Origin of the sequence: Flammeovirga sp. MY04 (genome assembly GCF_001682195.2) — a bacterium.
GTDB lineage: Bacteria > Bacteroidota > Bacteroidia > Cytophagales > Flammeovirgaceae > Flammeovirga > Flammeovirga yaeyamensis.
In genome coordinates, this window is the sequence record NZ_CP003560.2 from 3,785,737 (window position 1) to 3,802,628 (window position 16,892).

Sequence of the window (16,892 nt, forward strand, 5' to 3'; positions counted from 1 at the left end):
AAAAACTAGATTTTAAGAAGGAATCAAATAGGTGGTTTTTGGGCATAAAAAAACAGCACATCTCCATTTTAAAGATGCGCTGTTCTTATTTTTTGTAGAAACTTTAAATAGAATATTATCCTAAGTAAGGTTTCAATGCTTTACTTCTTGAAGTATGACGAAGACGTCTAATCGCTTTTTCTTTGATCTGACGTACACGCTCACGTGTTAAATTGAATTTCTCTCCAATTTCTTCTAAAGTCATAGAATGCTCTCCGTTTAATCCGAAGTATAGAGTAATTACATCTGCCTCACGTTTTGTTAGCGTAGAAAGGGCACGTTGTACTTCTTTACGTAAAGAGTCATTCATCAACTCTGTATCTGGCTTTTCCTCCATGTCGTTTTCCAACACGTCGTAAAGGTTATTTTCTTCACCTTGTACGAAAGGAGCATCCATAGATACGTGACGACCAGAAATTTTCATTGTATCTACAACTTCGTTGGTAGTTACATCTAGAACTTCTGCTAATTCGTCCGGAGAAGGCTCACGCTCATAACGTTGTTCCAACTCAGAGAAAGTTTTTGAAATCTTATTCAAAGAACCTACTCTGTTCAATGGTAAACGTACGATACGTGACTGCTCTGCTAATGCTTGAAGGATAGATTGTCTAATCCACCAAACAGCATAGGAGATAAACTTAAAACCACGCGTTTCGTCGAAACGTTGGGCAGCTTTAATTAAACCCAAGTTACCCTCGTTAATCAAGTCACCTAAAGAAAGTCCCTGATTTTGATATTGCTTGGCTACTGACACTACGAAACGTAAGTTCGCTTTCGTCAATTTTTCCAATGCAATTTGGTCTCCCTCACGAATTTGTTTTGCAAGAGTTACTTCTTCATCAGGTGTTAGCAGGTCAACCTTACCAATTTCTTGTAAGTACTTGTCCAGCGATTGTGACTCCCTGTTCGTGATCTGTTTACTGATCTTGAGTTGTCTCATCCGTTCTTTATTATTAGAATTTTGTCAGCAATAACTATAATATAATAATTAATGCTGACAAAACATTTATACTGAGTAAGTTAAAACCGCAAAAAACGTGCAGTTCTATACATCCTACATTATTGACTAAAAAAAGACATAAAAAGTTTTGCAAAACCTCACAATAAATCTAAATCAAGTGAGGTTTTACATCACTGTCTTTCAATAGTTTAATTATCTTCTATTGTAACCTCCGCGGTCGTCTCTTCTACCGCCACGGTCACCACCACGACGATCATCTCTTCTGCCACCTCGGTCGCCACCGCGATCAAAGCTTCTTCTCTCACGTGGAGGAGGAGGAGTATAACCTTCTGGCATTGGAAGAAGTGCCTTACGAGATAATTTGAATTTACCTGTCTTAGGATCGACCTCTAATAGTTTAACATCAATTGTCTCACCTACGTTCAAGATACCTTCAACGCTATCTGTTCTTTCCCAAGCAATTTCAGAGATATGTAATAAACCTTCTTTACCTGGCATAAACTCGATAAACGCACCGAAAGGTTGTAAAGATTTCACTTTACCAGTGTAAGTCTCTCCAACTTCCGGCTGAGCAACGATAGCTTTTACTCTACCAATTGCACCGTCCATTGCTTCTTTATCAGTAGCAAAGAAAGATACTTTACCTTGGTTCTCTACTTCTTCGATAACGATAGTAGCACCAGTGTCTTTTTGGATCTCTTGGATCACTTTACCACCTGGTCCAATTACAGCACCGATTAAGTCTTGAGGGATCATCATTACAGCACTACGAGGAGCGTGAGGTTTAAGATCTGCTCTAGATTCTTTGATTACCTCATCCATTACGCCACGAATGTGTGCTCTACCTCTATTTGCTTGCTCTAAAGCTTGTTTTAATACTTCGTAAGGAAGACCGTCAACTTTAATATCCATTTGACAAGCCGTAATACCTTTTTCAGTACCCGTTACTTTAAAGTCCATATCACCTAAGTGATCTTCGTCTCCTAAGATATCAGAAAGGATAGCATACTTCAACTCACCTGTTTCAGGGTCATTTTCAGAAATCATACCCATTGCGATACCAGAAACTGTACCTGTGATATTCACACCTGCATCCATTAGTGCTAATGAACCAGCACAAACTGTTGCCATTGAAGACGAACCGTTTGATTCAAGAATATCAGAAACGATACGAATAGTATATGGATTTTCGTCTTCTGGAGGAAGAACTCTTTCCAAGGCTCTGTGACCTAAGTTACCGTGACCTACTTCTCTACGTCCAGGACCTCTGTTTGGTCTTACCTCACCAGTTGAGAAACCAGGGAAGTTGTAGTGAAGGATAAATTTACTAGTACCTGAAGTCATCGCACTATCCAACATTTGCTCGTCCATTTTAGTACCAAGCGTTACAGTTGTTAGTGATTGAGTTTCACCACGAGTAAATAAAGCAGAACCGTGTGCCGAAGGTAGAACGTCTACTTCTGGAACGATTGGTCTTACTTCTTCTAAATCACGACCGTCTAAACGGTTTTTCGTATTCAATACTAAATCACGAGATGCTTTCTTCTCACATTTAGCAATGTATCTTTTGATTAGCGGTAGCTTCTCTTCAGTTTCTTCACCTTCAGGTAAAGCTTCTAAGTACGCTTTTTTCACTTCAGTGAAAGCGGCTTTACGCTCAGATTTACCTTTGATACCTTGAGCTGCTACTGCATACAATTTATCATATAAAGCAGAGAAAACTTCTTCTTTCAATTCTTCGTCTTCTACGTCGCCTTCGAATTCTCTGAATCCTTCAACGCCTGCTGCTGCTCTTAATTCTACTTGAATTGCACATTGAGTTTTGATAACTTCATGACCTACTTTAATTGCTTCGATCATTTCGTCCTCACCCACTTCTTGCATTTCACCTTCCACCATTGTGATGTTTTCAGCTGTAGCACCGATCATTAAATCTAGTGTACATCCTTCCATTTGAGCTGGTGTAGGGTTTACGATGTATTCACCGTTTACGTCTTTGATTACTCTTACCTCAGAGATAGGTCCATCAAAAGGAATATCTGTGATCGATAATGCTGCAGATGCTGCAAATGCTACTAATGCATCTGGTAAAGCTTCTTGATCTGCAGAGATCATAGAAATCATGATTTGCGTATCATGATAGTAATCTGATGGGAATAATGGACGAATTGCACGGTCAACTAAACGAGAGATCAAAATTTCTCTATCGCTTAAACGACCTTCTCTTTTCAAGAAACCACCTGGGATTTTACCTGCAGAGGCAAATTTTTCTTGGTAATCAACTGAAAGTGGCAAAAAGTCTGCTCCTTCTCGTTTGTCTGGGTTAGAAACTACAGTTGCCAATAACATTGTGTTTCCCATTCTCAAGACAATAGAACCATCTGCTTGTCTTGCCATTCTGCCGGTCTCTAAACTGATCTCACGACCGTCAGGTAGGGCAACTGTTTTTTTAATCACGTTTTCAAACATCGTAATTGTGTTGTGTTTTTTTTATTTCTTCATCATAAAGCAGGTATTCAAGGATCGAGTCCTACCCGCTGTCAAAATTCGGCTAGTAAAAGCTTTCTTTTTCCAACCCAAAAATTTAGTCATTTTTTCTACGGATTACACGCCTTTTCTCATTTATTTTTAAAAAAATGATAAACAAAAAATCAAGTGGCATCTTATACGCAAAAAGGGAATTCCAAAAAATGGAATCCCCTGAGTGATACTTTTGTACCAAAAAATTACTTTCTGATACCAAGCTCTTTGATGATCGCTCTGTAACGGTTGATGTCTTTTTTAGCAACATAGTCCAACATAGAACGACGTTTACCTACAAGTTTCATCAAACCACGACGTGTAGAGTGATCTTTTTTGTTCTGCTTAAGGTGCTCAGTTAAGTGCGAGATACGCTTAGTGAACAATGCAATTTGAGCCTCTGGCGAACCAGTGTCATTTCCGTCTTTACCGTATTTTGTAAAGATGTCTTTTTTGTACTCAGGGCTTAAGTAATCCATAACCACAAATTAGTTTTGCGAAAAAACTTGAACTTCACGATGATGATCTCTTTAGACAGCGATACCGCGTGTCGAAATCATTTACACTCAATTCGTAGTATTTCGAATGTTAAACAAAATTTTCAGGGTGCAAAACTAGATAACTTTTTAATAAAAAGCGAATAATATTCAACATATCTGTATTCATTAACGAAAAAACACAATATTCGTATTCTGAATGGGTTAGAACTCGAGTTCAACTCTTAAAATGTACATCAAATGATCGAAAAGAAGGTAAAAATAAACGCTAACTGATGTTACTATAATCAATGTTATGTTCCTTTATTTTTATCTTTGCAAACCGGATTCAGAGAAATACTTATCAAATTCGAATAACTATTTCTAAAATTCAGTGCATAGATCAATCAAATTATAATAAAGAATGGCAAATAGATCTGAAAATCTCCCTAAAAAATTTACAGATAGACTTAGTGGTCAACTTTCTGCAGAAGATTTCGAATCTTTTAAAGAAGCAATTGATGGAGATGTTCCCGTTTCCTACAGAGTCAATCCATTTAAGCCTGCTGAAATCGAATTTTCAGACACTACTCCTGTGCCATGGTGCGATGAGGCACGATATATTGCCAAGCGTCCTTCTTTCGCTGAAGATCCTTTGATTTTTGCAGGTGCTTACTATGTACAAGAGGCTTCTTCTATGTTTTTATGGAAAGCCCTAACTCAACACGCTCCTCTTGATAAAGACATTAAAGTGTTGGATTTATGTGCGGCACCTGGAGGAAAAAGTACGCTAATCAACTCTTTATTGACGGAAAAAAGTATGCTGGTTTCTAACGAAATCGTTGGAAAGAGATCATTACCTTTAATAGATAACCTCGTACGATGGGGTAACCCGAACACTATCGTTACAGGAAACTACGCCGAAAGCTTCGCTCAATTAAGAGAATATTTTGATGTGATTGTTACTGATGCTCCTTGTTCTGGTGAGGGAATGTTCAGAAAAGATCCAAAAGCGGCTGATCTTTGGTCGCCTTCATTGGTAGAATCCTGTGCAAACGTACAAATTGATATCGTCAACCACATTCCAAGAGCATTGAAAATGGGTGGACTATACATATATAGTACATGTACCTTTGCTCCAGAAGAAAACGAGCAACGTCTAGAGCAAATTCTCGACACAGGAGAATTCGAACCTCTAGAAGTTGATTTCGACCCAGCTTGGGGTATCACAAAAATAGAAGTAGAGAAAAACGGAGAGAAAGCCACTGGCTACCGTTTCATTTTCCATAAAACAAAAGGGGAAGGTTTATTCTTAGCAGCCTTCAGAAAGAAAGGTGAAGAAGCGAGAACACAAAAGTTCAGCATTTCTCCAAAGAAAATAAAATCCATCTTCATGGTCAGAAAGAGAGAATCTGAAGACCTTAGAAAATGGCTTAAAAACGGCAAAGACTACGAGTTTTATCAAGATGATAGAGAAGAAGTGTTTGCTATCCCTTCTCATATGGTACAAGATTTCAAAATCTTAACTGTAAGTCAGAAAGTAAGACACCAAGGGATCAAAATGGGACGTTTCAATAAGAAAAACAACGAATTGATTCCTGACCATGAACTTGCGGTATCCAATATTGTCGCCGAAAATATCCCTCGTCAAGAAGTAGAATATCGAGATGCCATCAATTTCTTGAAGAAACAAGAGATGTCTATCCGTTCTATCGAAGGTGTGAAGAAAGGTTGGGCGATCATCACTTATAAAGGATTAGCTTTAGGATGGGTGAAGGCTTTGCCGAATCGATTGAACAACTATTATCCGTCGGAATTGAGACTTAGAAAAGACGTTTAGGTTAGGTAGCAGGTAGCAGGTAGCAAAATTGACGTTTGTTTTATTTAAGTAATAACTAATAAGGAATAACTTATAGGTTTTTTAATTAGAAGCGAGGAATTAGGAACTAGAAGTTTTTTTAATCGCTCTTCCCTTTTCACTGGAAATTTCCAATTTCCCCACGAGCGTTAGAATCAGTAATCACGTTTTTAATTTTTCATTCTTCATTTTTAATTAAAAAAACGCTTTGCTTCAACTTATAGACATCATGAAGTACTCTTCAAAATAAGTCTGATAAGAAAAAGCAAAGCGTTTTTATATAGAGATTTTCGTTGCTATTCTGGTTTTGCGGTTGCGTTAATTATAATGCCTGCAATTCTAGAAATCAAGAAGATGATGAAACCATAGATAGTGGTAATCATCGATACTTTTATACCTCCTGCTAATAATGCTAGTGGAACTCCTCCGGCAGCTTCGATAGCGATCATTGCACTAAAGAGGCCGATTAACTGACCTAAAATACCTATTACCAATGCTAGCGTACCTGTTTCTTTCATTAGCATTAACGACTTTTCGGGATTGAAGACCTTATTATTAATCTTCATGATTCGAAAAACCATGAATACTATCATTATAATACCTACAAGAGAAAGAGTGTTCATAAATTCAAAACCACCCCAAACGTAAAACTCTACAATACTCATACTATATGTTGTTTAATGAATAAATAATAAATTGATGATTCAAACTTACGGCAGATCAAAAGCTGAAATATTTAGTGTCGATATAAAGTCCGTTTTCATCTTTATTTACTCATTTTTGGTAGATTAAATGATGTTCACTAGAATATCTCTTTAATTTACAGACTAAATTAGTAAGATCACCATCAAAAAAGGTGGATTCGTCGACAAACACTATTTCTACCATGAGATTTTTTGATATTTGTATATAATCAATAAGAAACTAATGGGAAGTATTGTACATCAGAAAGTGGCCTTTGAAATCACTTATTGGGGGATTATGTTTATAATTACTTGTCTGTTTTTAGGACACTTCCATCAAGATTATTTTAATACCTTTTTATTCTGTGCCTTTTGGTTTCCATTTACTATTGGGTTCACTTTTTATCTTAATAAAGTATTAATTCAAAAATACCTCTACACGAAACGGATTGGGAAGTTTATTCTCTACCTTATCTACTCTATTATTATAAGTACATATATTCAGATTTTGTTAATCATTGGGTTCTTTATCGCTTTGACCGATCTGAACTATGAGAACATGAATCCTATCATCAACGATTTCTCTGTTTTATGGTTTGTACAATTGTTTACCACGGCCATGTATTCATTTTTATATCAAGTGAGAGAGGATCAGAAGAAGAAGCAGAAGATATATCAACTTGAAAAAGATAAGCTCGAAATTGGTTATCAATTAAAAGAGTTGGAATTAAATACCTTAAAAGATCAAATTCATCCACATTTTCTATTCAACACCCTCAATAACATTTACGGATTGGCCATTGAAAAATCAGATGATCTCCCACAAATACTTTTACAATTAAGTAGTTTGTTGGACTATTTGGTATATCAATCCAAAGAAGAGAAAGTGAGTTTAAATAAAGAAATCAAGGTATTAAAAGAGTATATCGCTTTAGAACAACTGCGATTAGACAATCGCCTATCCTATCAATTCGATGAGGATAAGTTTTCGGATACTATCGAAATTATTCCTTTCCTACTTTTTCCAATGGTAGAGAATGCCTTTAAGCATGGGATAAAATCAAATACAGACAACGCCTTTCTCAACATCAAAATATATATTGATAACAATACATTCTACTTTTTGATGAGTAATAGCAAGCCGGCAAATAAGATCAAAAGTGATAAAAAAGGGACAGGTCTAGAAAACCTTCGAAAAAGGCTTGCACTTTGTTATCCGAATCAACATCAATTAATCATTGATGAAAACGAGAGAGAATATAACATCCAACTAAGTATTAAAATTGATAATGAGTAACTACAAAGTATTAATCATAGATGATGAACCTATCGCGAGAAGAATCGTGAAAAACTTCTTATCTCAAATAGATGGATATGAAGTGGTGGGAGAAGCTTCTGATGCAAAAGCAGGCTTTGCAGAGGTCATGCAAAACGACATTGATTTACTCTTTTTAGATATCGAAATGCCCGAAATCTCTGGACTAAATTTTTTAAGATCTTTGGCACAACCTCCTAAAGTGATTATCATTTCTGCCTACAGAGAATATGCTGTAGAAGGGTTTGATCTAAATGTGGTGGACTATCTATTAAAGCCAGTGGCTATTGATCGATTTAAATCAGCTATCGAAAAGTTTGAGTCTTCATTACAAAATCACAATAAAGGAATTGAACAAATCAAAAATGATTATCTCTTTATTCGTTCCGATAGGAAGCACTACAAGATTAATTATCAACAAATTACCTATATAGAAAGTCAGTCAGACTATTTGATCATCCATGGAACCGAACAACAAACCTGGAAAACGAAAGATACCATCAAACACATCGAAGAAAAGCTGCCATCAAAGTTTATTCGAATACATCGTTCTTATATTGTTAATATGGACCATGTAACGGCCTTAAATCGCGAATTAGTGGAAATAGAGAAAGAGATGTTGCCTGTAAGTAAAAGCTTTAGAGAAGAGGTGATAAAACTGTTTGAGAAAGGAAACTAAGGGAAATGAAAAATTAAGAATGAAAAATTAAAAACGTGAAATGTAAACAGGCTGTGTATCAAATTCACTATTGTCTTTAAATACAAAAAGGGAATACAATTTCCCCCCTAACTAACTACGTTTTTCATTTTTAACTTTTCATTTTTAATTTCCAAAAGTGTATAAAAACAAAAAAAGCTAGCTGAAGCAGCGAGCTCTTTCCTGTTAAACCTAATTTTATTAACCCATTATCAATCAAAAACGTTTAATGTTTTTTAATCTTTAATGTCTTATCTGATGTAAATGTAATAAAAAGTTTATTAATACAAACACTTTGTATTGATTTTTATTTACAATTGTTTAAAAAACACCACTTTTTAGTGCAAAAAAGGGTTAAAAATCCAATTTTAAAGATGTAAACTTTTGAGTTAATAAATCAATTAAAACAAAAAAACGAGTACTATCTTGGCCCGATAGTACTCGTTTTTTTTATATAATTTACGTTCAAGGAACTATTCTTTGTCCTCTCCAATTCTGCTTATTCTAATTTTAAGTGCTGCGAAAAGTAATGTCATTAACGGACTTAAAATATTAAAGAAACAGTAAGGAAGATAAGCTACAGTCGGAACTTGTAAAACAGTAGACTGTGCTACACCACAAGTATTCCAAGGAACCAATACAGAGGTTACAGTAGCTGTATCTTCTAACGTTCTACTTAAATTTTCTGGGGCTAATCCTTTTTCTTTAAAAGCTTTTGCATACATTTTACCAGGAACAACAATCGATAAATATTGATCTGAAGCTGTAAAGTTAAAGAATACACATGTACCTGCTACTGAGGCAAACAAACCTGTTTCAGAAGTTACTTTACTGATAATTGTTGATGTAATCTTCTCCAACATACCTGATACTTCCATTGCTCCACCAAAAGTCATAGCAGTAATAATTAACCAAATCGTATTCAGCATCCCTGCCATACCACCTGATTTTAATAACTTAGTTACCACCATATTTTCAGATTCGATTTCGAAACCTCCATACATTGACTTCAAAGCAACGAAATAGAAAGACTTCCAACCTTCTACATTTAAGTAATCATCTGCACTAGCTGAAATGATTTCAACTGCTTTTGGCTGATATAATATACCAATGACTACACCTGCTAAAGCACCAATAAATAAAGCCGGTAATGCAGGAACTTTCTTGATAATCATAAACACTACTACAGCCGGTACGATAAATAATACTGGCGAGATATGAAATGATTGCTCTAACGCTGTCAATACAGATTCTACATTCTCTGGAGATACCTTTGTATCATAGGTAAAGCCCATGATTAAAAAGATAACTGCTGCAATACCAAAAGAAGGAACTGTAGTATATACCATATATCTAATATGAGTAAATAAATCTGTTCCTGCTACTGCCGGCGCCAAGTTGGTTGTATCTGATAAGGGAGACATTTTATCTCCAAAATAAGCTCCACTAATAATTGCACCTGCTACAATACCCTCAGGAAGGTTTAGTGTTGTTCCAATACCTAATAAGGCAATACCTACTGTAGCAATAGTTGACCAAGAAGATCCAGTGGCTACCGAAACAATTGCACAAATAATAATTGTTGCAAATAGGAAAATAGATGGATTTAAGATCTGTAAGCCATAGTATACCATAGTAGGTACGATCCCACTAAATAGCCATGCTCCAGACAAAGCTCCAATCATTAATAAGATCAAAATTGATGACATTGCCGATGAAATACTATTCACCACCCCATCCAATAATGTATCGAAAGATATTTTTAGTTTAAAGAAAGCAATCACCCCTACTACTGCAGTAGATAAAAGTAAAGCAATTTGGTTGGAACCATCTAATCCTGTATCCTTAAAGACCGTAACATTAAGTCCGAGTAATACTACTAAGAAAATGATGGGTAGGATGGAGTCTAAAAATGATGGTTTTCTGTGTGTTAAATTCATAGTTGTTCGTTAAAATAGGTAGCAATGCTACTATTCATATCCACGTAATTAATTTTGCCGATTGTAAAACTAACAAAAAGGGAAGCAAATACAATCTCTTATTATGACCGTATAGCATCCCTTAAGTATTAATGATATAAATTATGTTAGAGTAGATTGAAAATATCTTAATTTTCTACATTTTCATTAATAATATTCTCTAACTCTCTTACTCTTTCTTTTTGTTTTGATAATTCCTCATTCAACTGAATTACAACCCTTGACGTATTCATATCTGCAATACTAGATGCTATAATTTCTGAAAGATTCTCTAAAAAGTTTACTTGATATTTATCGAATTTATTGAAAGATGAGATCTCCAAAATTCCATACATTTTTTCAGCATAGATTAACGGAAGTATAATTAATGCATTTGGTCTAGACTCTCCCATTCCAGAAGTGATATTCACATAATCTTCAGGAACATCTTCTATATAAAGCATTTCTTTTTCTTTATATACCTGTCCTAATAATCCCGCTTCTAAACTATATTGCTTTTCATCATATCGCTTTTTGTCATAGGCATATAAAGCAACTAGATCTAAAGTTTGTCCGCCTTTAAAATTATCTCTTAAAAGAATAAAAGTACCTTGACTTGCTCCAACATAAGAAATCGTATTTCTTAATAGATTGTCATACCACTCCGATTCTTCATCAAATTTCTCTCTAAGTAGTTGGGCAAACTTAGCCATACCGTTTGTTACCCAGTTCCTTTTGTGTTCTAACTCTTGCACTTTTTGGAACTGATTCCTCATCTTAATCAAATCAAGTGCTAAGGGTTTATCGGTATATTTATTAGTGTAAGTTACATCAACTTCTCCTTCACCAACCCTATTAGAGAAATCATGAGCGGCTTGAAACTGATCATTAATATCTATCAGAAGTTCAGAAATATCAGCAATCTCATCATGATCATTTTTAATCTCTTCTTTTAAATCGTTGATTGATTCTCCTTTGACTAACCTTTGTGTCACTTTATTCAAGAAAGAGAATTTCTTGGATACCATATTAGAGAATCCAAAAATAAACCATGAAAGAATAATCGATTGTAAAATGAAGATCACTAGGAATAAGCCTAACATCCATTGAAGATACACCTCGTTAGAAGAAGAAATATTTTCTGATAAGCTTAATAATCTTGTATTTATTTTTTCTTGAAGATCGGAAACTGATTTCATTAGTCCCCCATTCCCCGATCTACCTATCACTTTAAACAAGTCTCCAACTTTATGCATACCAAACTGATAGGCAGCAAGTCCAGCTCTTAGATTACGAATATCTTGTTCCGTAAGGTTGGTAGAGGGAGATAAATATAATTTGATAATGCTTTTTTCAAATTCAGAAACAGACTCATCAAACATTTTTAAATATTTCTGTTCTCCTCTAAGAAGAAAATCTTTTTCATGTCTTCTTAGCGTTAATAATAAGCCTAGATCATAATTAATTTCAGTCTTCTCAATTTTATGCGCCTTGCTTCTCATGTTGCCAATCATTCCCCAATCTTTGTAACCAAGATCTAGAAATTTACGCATTAAAAAGTCTTGTTGTGATTTTAGTTGCTCTAAGTCAGTTCTTAAAAATTCTAATTCTTTTGCACGTACATCATTTAAATCGTCCATCTTTTTTCTTACCTCCTCTACCGTAAATAAAGCAGAGTCAAGCAGGTTGACTGATCGTGTTGTGTTCGTACTTTTTCTGTTTTTATAAAATTCAGCACTGTTTAAATCATCCAATAAAAAGTTCTTGTAATAAATTTCCGATTCAGTATAAATGGTATTACAAGCTTTAAATTGTTCATTTAAACTATTGGTTTCTATCAACGACCTTGTTCCAAAATAGACCACGGCTAAGGTAACCAATAACAATGTGGTATTGATTACAAATAAGAGTAAAAGTCGGAAACGTACGGTCTTGTGAAATATCATAGTGCAAAATCAAATCAACTTATAAAAAATAAGGACTGCTAAAAGCTATGCTTTTAAAACAGTCCTTACTTCAAAAATATTGCCTTAATGCCTCAAATGATTTTATTTTTTTTCTAAAATCACTTCTGCATTTTGTACTTTCTCTGATAAATTCGCTACCGCTTGGAAGATTCCTTCATGATCAAAACCTGCTTCAGCTTGTAATTCGATTTGCTCACCATGCTCGATAATAGTATCAGGAATACCCAATCTTACCACTCTTTTATTCGTGTATTGATTGTCCATCATCCATTCTAAAACTGCAGAACCGATACCGCCTTGTAAACAGCCATCCTCTACAGTGATGATTTTATCGTACTTATCGAAAACTTCTTTTAATAAGTCATGATCTAGAGGTTTAGCAAAACGCAAATCGTAATGACCTGGATTCAGCCCTTCCGATTGGAAACGATCGCGTAGCTGAACGACATAATTACCAATGTGACCAAAAGTAAGAATGGCTACATCCTCACCTTCATGAACAGTACGTCCTTTACCCACTTCGATAGTTTCTAAAGGTACTCTCCATTCTGGCATTACACCTTGACCTCTTGGGTAACGGATACAGAATGGTGATGTTCTGTGTTGTTCTGCCGTTTTCATCATGTAACGTAATTCCGCCTCGTTCATTGGTGCTGCCACCACTAAGTTTGGAATACATCTCATGAAAGCAATATCATAGGCACCGTGATGAGTGGCTCCATCTGCTCCTGCAAAACCTGCTCTGTCCAAGCAGAAAATTACCGGAAGGTTTTGGATACATACATCATGAATAACCTGATCATATGCTCTTTGCATAAATGATGAGTATATATTACAGAAAGCAACCATTCCTTCTGCGGCTAAACCTGCAGCGAAAGTAACAGCATGTTGCTCTGCGATGCCTACATCAATGGCTCTATCAGGCATAGCTTTCATCATAATATTTAATGATGAGCCTGAAGGCATTGCTGGAGTGATACCCATAATTTTCTCGTTCTCCTTTGCCATTTCTAAAATTGTCTCACCAAAGACAACTTGATATTTAGGTGGTTGAGGAACAGAGAATGTTTTCTTTTTAATTTCTCCCGTCAGTTTATCAAACTTACCTGGTGCGTGCCATTTCGTTTGATCTTTTTCAGCTAAGGCATATCCTTTACCTTTTACTGTAACTGCATGAAGAATCTTTGGTCCTGGAATATTTTTCAGATCATTTAATACATGAACCAAGTGATTCATGTCATGACCATCCACAGGTCCAAAGTAGCGTAGACCAAGTGCTTCGAACAAGTTACTTTGCTCCAATAATGCTGATTTTAAAGCATTTTCTGCTGAAGCAACTGCTTGACGAGCATGTGGTCCTATCTTTTTTACCTTGCCCAACATATTCCAAACTTCATCTTTAAGCTTGTTGTACATTGGGGAAGTTGTGATGTCTGTTAGATAATCTTTTAAAGCTCCCTGATTGGGATCGATGGCCATTCTGTTATCATTAAGTATAATCAGAATATTTGCATCTGATGCACCTGCATGGTTCATCGCTTCGAAAGCCATACCTGCAGTCATCGAACCATCGCCAATCACGGCAATATGCATTCTATCGTGCTCGCCTTTTTCTTTTGATGCGATCGCCATACCTAAAGCAGCACTAATTGATGTAGATGAGTGACCTACACCAAAAGTATCGTATTCACTTTCGTCACGTTTAGGAAAACCAGCAAGTCCTCCATACTGACGATTAGTGTGAAAATTATCTCTTCTTCCTGTTAGTATTTTGTGGTTGTATGCTTGGTGACCAACGTCCCAAACGATACGATCATAGGGTGTGTTATATACATAATGTAAAGCCACAGAGAGTTCAGTAACTCCTAAGCTTGCACCGAAGTGTCCACCATATATAGAAACATTGTCAATAATGAACTCACGCAATTCATCGCATACTTGATAAAGCTTCTCTAATGGAAGCTTACGCAAGTCTGAAGGTGCGTTAATTTTCGCAAGAAGTTCACCTGGTTCTATAAGCATAACTTTACCGTTTATTTTCTAATTTTTATCAGTCTGAAATCGTAATTATATAGTATAACGAGTTTTATAAAATTACGCAGTCAACTAAATTTGAGGCCGCTAAGGTGCTAATTGTCACTTTAGCTATTCTTAAACTTAAACAAATTTCTGTAAAGAAAACTCAAATGTATTAATAATTGTTTTACATATTGGTTCGTTTAAGTGTAAGTGACAAAAATAACACAAAGATCACTTTGTTTATCAATTAGGGCCTAAATAGTTCTAAAATCGTCAAAAAATACAACAATTACTTATAGAATATCAGTTCTAACAAGCTGAATTTCATTTTTTATAGTTGGAATTAGAATAAAACGGAAAAAATATATGAGCAGTAACAAACCAAGAACACTCTTCGAAAAAGTGTGGGATAGTCACGTCGTCCAAAGAAAGGAAAATTACCCAGATGTACTTTACATCGACACACATTTTATCCACGAAGTAACAAGTCCTCAAGCTTTTAACGGCCTCCGTGCAAGAGGTATCGAACTCGCTAGAGTAGACCAAACTTGGGGTACTGCAGATCATAACGTTCCTACGAAAGATCAGCATCTTCCTATTAAAGAAGCCCTTTCAAGACATCAAGTAGAGACTTTACACAAGAACTGCGACGAGTTTGGCGTAAAACTTTATGGCTTAGGACACCCTTTCCAAGGGATTGTTCACGTTATCGGACCAGAATTGGGAGTAACACAGCCAGGTAAAACAATTGTATGTGGAGATTCACACACTTCTACGCATGGAGCCTTCGGTTCTATTGCGTTTGGAATCGGAACATCACAGGTGGAACAAGTAATGTCTTCACAGTGTACACTTCAGAATAAACCAAAGGCAATGCGTATCGTTGTTGATGGCGAATTACAAGAAGGTGTAACGGCTAAAGACATCGTTTTATATGTTATTTCTAAACTGTCTGCTTCAGGCGGTACAGGTTATTTTGTAGAATTTGCTGGTTCTGCTATCCAAGGTTTATCTATGGAAGGTAGAATGACAGTTTGCAATATGAGTATCGAGATGGGTGCAAGAGGAGGAATCATTGCTCCTGACCAAACTACATTCGATTACTTAGAAGGTCGTGAGTTTTCTCCAAAAGGTGAAGCTTGGGACAAATCGGTGGCTTACTGGAAATCGTTACCAACAGACGATGGTGCTACTTTCGATGCTGAGCATGTATATGATGCAGCAGACATTGCTCCAATGGTTACTTATGGTACAAACCCTGGTATGGGTGTTGGTGTTGACCAATCGGTACCAACTCCAGAAAGTGCATCTGATAAAAAAGCCCTAGAATATATGGGTCTTAAAGAAGGTGAAGCTTTAATAGGTAAGCCAATCGATTATGTATTTATCGGTAGCTGTACAAACGCACGTATCGAAGATTTAAGAGCTGTAGCTGAATTTGTGAAAGGCAAAAAGAAAGCTGATGGCGTGAATGTTTGGATCGTTCCAGGTTCTAAACAAGTCGAAAAACAAGCGATTGCTGAAGGTTTGGATAAAATCTATGCAGAGGCTGGTTTCGAACTTAGAGAGCCAGGTTGTTCTGCTTGTTTAGGTATGAACGAAGATAAAGTACCTGCAGGTATGTACTGTATCTCTACTTCTAACAGAAACTTCGAAGGTCGTCAAGGTCCTGGAGCTAGAACATTATTAGCTTCTCCATTAACTGCTGCCGCTGCTGCTGTTAACGGACATATTGTTGATGTTAGAGAGCAATTAGCTACTGTTTAATCCGAAAGAAAAAATTACCATGAAATATACAAAATCAACTTGTGTTCCCTTAAAAATAGAGAACGTAGATACTGATCAGATTATCCCTGCTCGTTTCTTAAAAGCAACAACAAAAGAAGGATTTGGTGATAACCTTTTTAGAGATTGGAGATACGACAAGCAAGATCAGCCTATTGCTGATTTCGTTTTGAACCAAGACACTTACAAAGGTGAAATTCTTGTTGCTGGTAAAAACTTTGGTTGTGGTTCTTCTCGTGAGCACGCAGCTTGGGCTATTGGCGATTATGGTTTTAAAATCGTAGTATCAAGCTTCTTCGCTGATATCTTTAGAGGCAACTCTTTGAACAATGGTATTTTACCTTTGATCGTATCAGAAGAGTTCCTTGCAGAACTATTTACTGATATCGAAGCGGATCCATCAACTACTTTAGAAGTAGACTTAGAGTCTCAAACAGCTTGGATCTCTGGAAAAGAAAATAACAAACAATCTTTCGAGATTGATGACTATAAAAAAATGTGCTTAATAAATGGTTATGATGATATCGACTATTTATTAAGTCTGAAAGAGGAAATAGCACAATACGAATCCAATAGGGCTTATACTTTTAATGTATAATTTGAAATAACTTGTA

The 16,892-nt window shown here is 35.9% G+C and carries 12 protein-coding genes; 5 read left to right on the forward strand and 7 right to left on the reverse strand.

Features of this window, described 5'->3' with window-relative positions; genetic code table 11:
* Positions 1 to 115: 115 nt before the first annotated feature.
* From MY04_RS15135 to rpsO, 3 genes are all read right to left on the reverse strand, one after another.
* The gene (locus MY04_RS15135; protein WP_044207596.1) at positions 116 to 979 is read right to left on the reverse strand and encodes a sigma-70 family RNA polymerase sigma factor; all 864 of its coding nucleotides are present in this window, start codon (positions 977 to 979) and stop codon (positions 116 to 118) included.
* Positions 980 to 1,192: 213 nt separating this feature from the next.
* Positions 1,193 to 3,469: a polyribonucleotide nucleotidyltransferase gene (gene pnp / locus MY04_RS15140; RefSeq protein ID WP_066210894.1), complete on the reverse strand. Its 2,277-nt coding sequence runs from the start codon at positions 3,467 to 3,469 to the stop codon at positions 1,193 to 1,195.
* Positions 3,470 to 3,726: 257 nt separating this feature from the next.
* Entirely contained in the window at positions 3,727 to 3,999 is a 273-nt protein-coding gene (rpsO, locus tag MY04_RS15145) for a 30S ribosomal protein S15 (RefSeq protein WP_066210896.1), read from the reverse strand.
* 421 nt (positions 4,000 to 4,420) lie between these two features.
* Between rpsO and MY04_RS15150 the strand changes: the two genes are divergently transcribed.
* Positions 4,421 to 5,836 carry a methyltransferase RsmF C-terminal domain-like protein gene (locus tag MY04_RS15150; protein ID WP_066210897.1) on the forward strand — a complete coding sequence of 472 codons (1,416 nt, stop codon included), beginning with the start codon at positions 4,421 to 4,423 and terminating at the stop codon, positions 5,834 to 5,836.
* Positions 5,837 to 6,150: 314 nt separating this feature from the next.
* On the opposite strand, the gene MY04_RS15155 is transcribed toward MY04_RS15150, so the two are convergent.
* A complete protein-coding gene (locus MY04_RS15155; RefSeq protein WP_066210900.1) occupies positions 6,151 to 6,519 on the reverse strand; it encodes a MotA/TolQ/ExbB proton channel family protein in 369 nt (122 codons plus the stop codon).
* Between the two features lie 262 nt (positions 6,520 to 6,781).
* Here MY04_RS15155 and MY04_RS15160 point away from each other — a divergent pair, with 262 nt between their 5' ends.
* Complete coding sequence (locus tag MY04_RS15160) at positions 6,782 to 7,834, forward strand: sensor histidine kinase (RefSeq protein ID WP_066210902.1); 1,053 nt, start codon at positions 6,782 to 6,784, stop codon at positions 7,832 to 7,834.
* Positions 7,827 to 8,531 carry a LytR/AlgR family response regulator transcription factor gene (locus MY04_RS15165; RefSeq protein WP_066210904.1) on the forward strand — a complete coding sequence of 235 codons (705 nt, stop codon included), beginning with the start codon at positions 7,827 to 7,829 and terminating at the stop codon, positions 8,529 to 8,531. The genes MY04_RS15160 and MY04_RS15165 overlap by 8 nt, the downstream gene beginning before the upstream one ends.
* A gap of 491 nt (positions 8,532 to 9,022) precedes the next feature.
* Here the strand turns inward: MY04_RS15165 and nhaC are convergent, their stop codons facing one another.
* From nhaC to dxs, 3 genes are all read right to left on the reverse strand, one after another.
* Positions 9,023 to 10,489 carry a Na+/H+ antiporter NhaC gene (gene nhaC, locus MY04_RS15170; protein ID WP_066210907.1) on the reverse strand — a complete coding sequence of 489 codons (1,467 nt, stop codon included), beginning with the start codon at positions 10,487 to 10,489 and terminating at the stop codon, positions 9,023 to 9,025.
* A 167-nt stretch (positions 10,490 to 10,656) separates the two neighbouring features.
* On the reverse strand, positions 10,657 to 12,453 hold the full coding sequence (locus MY04_RS15175) for a GAF domain-containing protein (protein WP_084005909.1): 1,797 nt from the start codon (positions 12,451 to 12,453) through the stop codon (positions 10,657 to 10,659).
* 102 nt (positions 12,454 to 12,555) lie between these two features.
* Positions 12,556 to 14,496, reverse strand: a complete 1,941-nt coding sequence (gene dxs, locus MY04_RS15180; protein ID WP_066210910.1) for a 1-deoxy-D-xylulose-5-phosphate synthase — start codon at positions 14,494 to 14,496, stop codon at positions 12,556 to 12,558.
* A 363-nt stretch (positions 14,497 to 14,859) separates the two neighbouring features.
* On the opposite strand from dxs, the gene leuC reads away from it, so the two are divergent.
* Both leuC and leuD read left to right on the forward strand, forming a co-directional pair.
* A complete protein-coding gene (gene leuC, locus MY04_RS15185) occupies positions 14,860 to 16,260 on the forward strand; it encodes a 3-isopropylmalate dehydratase large subunit (RefSeq protein WP_066210912.1) in 1,401 nt (466 codons plus the stop codon).
* 19 nt (positions 16,261 to 16,279) lie between these two features.
* Positions 16,280 to 16,876 (forward strand): 3-isopropylmalate dehydratase small subunit, encoded by a 597-nt coding sequence (gene leuD, locus MY04_RS15190; protein ID WP_066210915.1) that lies wholly within the window; start codon positions 16,280 to 16,282, stop codon positions 16,874 to 16,876.
* The last annotated feature ends 16 nt before the right edge of the window (positions 16,877 to 16,892 follow it).

What these genes read in the sequence shown, in the direction of transcription:
- MY04_RS15135 (WP_044207596.1), bottom strand. Translation starts at nt 979, where the DNA reads ATGAGACAACTCAAGATCAGTAAACAGATCACGAACAGGGAGTCACAA.
- pnp (WP_066210894.1), bottom strand. Translation starts at nt 3,469, where the DNA reads ATGTTTGAAAACGTGATTAAAAAAACAGTTGCCCTACCTGACGGTCGT.
- rpsO (WP_066210896.1), bottom strand. Translation starts at nt 3,999, where the DNA reads ATGGATTACTTAAGCCCTGAGTACAAAAAAGACATCTTTACAAAATAC.
- MY04_RS15150 (WP_066210897.1), top strand. Translation starts at nt 4,421, where the DNA reads ATGGCAAATAGATCTGAAAATCTCCCTAAAAAATTTACAGATAGACTT.
- MY04_RS15155 (WP_066210900.1), bottom strand. Translation starts at nt 6,519, where the DNA reads ATGAGTATTGTAGAGTTTTACGTTTGGGGTGGTTTTGAATTTATGAAC.
- MY04_RS15160 (WP_066210902.1), top strand. Translation starts at nt 6,782, where the DNA reads ATGGGAAGTATTGTACATCAGAAAGTGGCCTTTGAAATCACTTATTGG.
- MY04_RS15165 (WP_066210904.1), top strand. Translation starts at nt 7,827, where the DNA reads ATGAGTAACTACAAAGTATTAATCATAGATGATGAACCTATCGCGAGA.
- nhaC (WP_066210907.1), bottom strand. Translation starts at nt 10,489, where the DNA reads ATGAATTTAACACACAGAAAACCATCATTTTTAGACTCCATCCTACCC.
- MY04_RS15175 (WP_084005909.1), bottom strand. Translation starts at nt 12,453, where the DNA reads ATGATATTTCACAAGACCGTACGTTTCCGACTTTTACTCTTATTTGTA.
- dxs (WP_066210910.1), bottom strand. Translation starts at nt 14,496, where the DNA reads ATGCTTATAGAACCAGGTGAACTTCTTGCGAAAATTAACGCACCTTCA.
- leuC (WP_066210912.1), top strand. Translation starts at nt 14,860, where the DNA reads ATGAGCAGTAACAAACCAAGAACACTCTTCGAAAAAGTGTGGGATAGT.
- leuD (WP_066210915.1), top strand. Translation starts at nt 16,280, where the DNA reads ATGAAATATACAAAATCAACTTGTGTTCCCTTAAAAATAGAGAACGTA.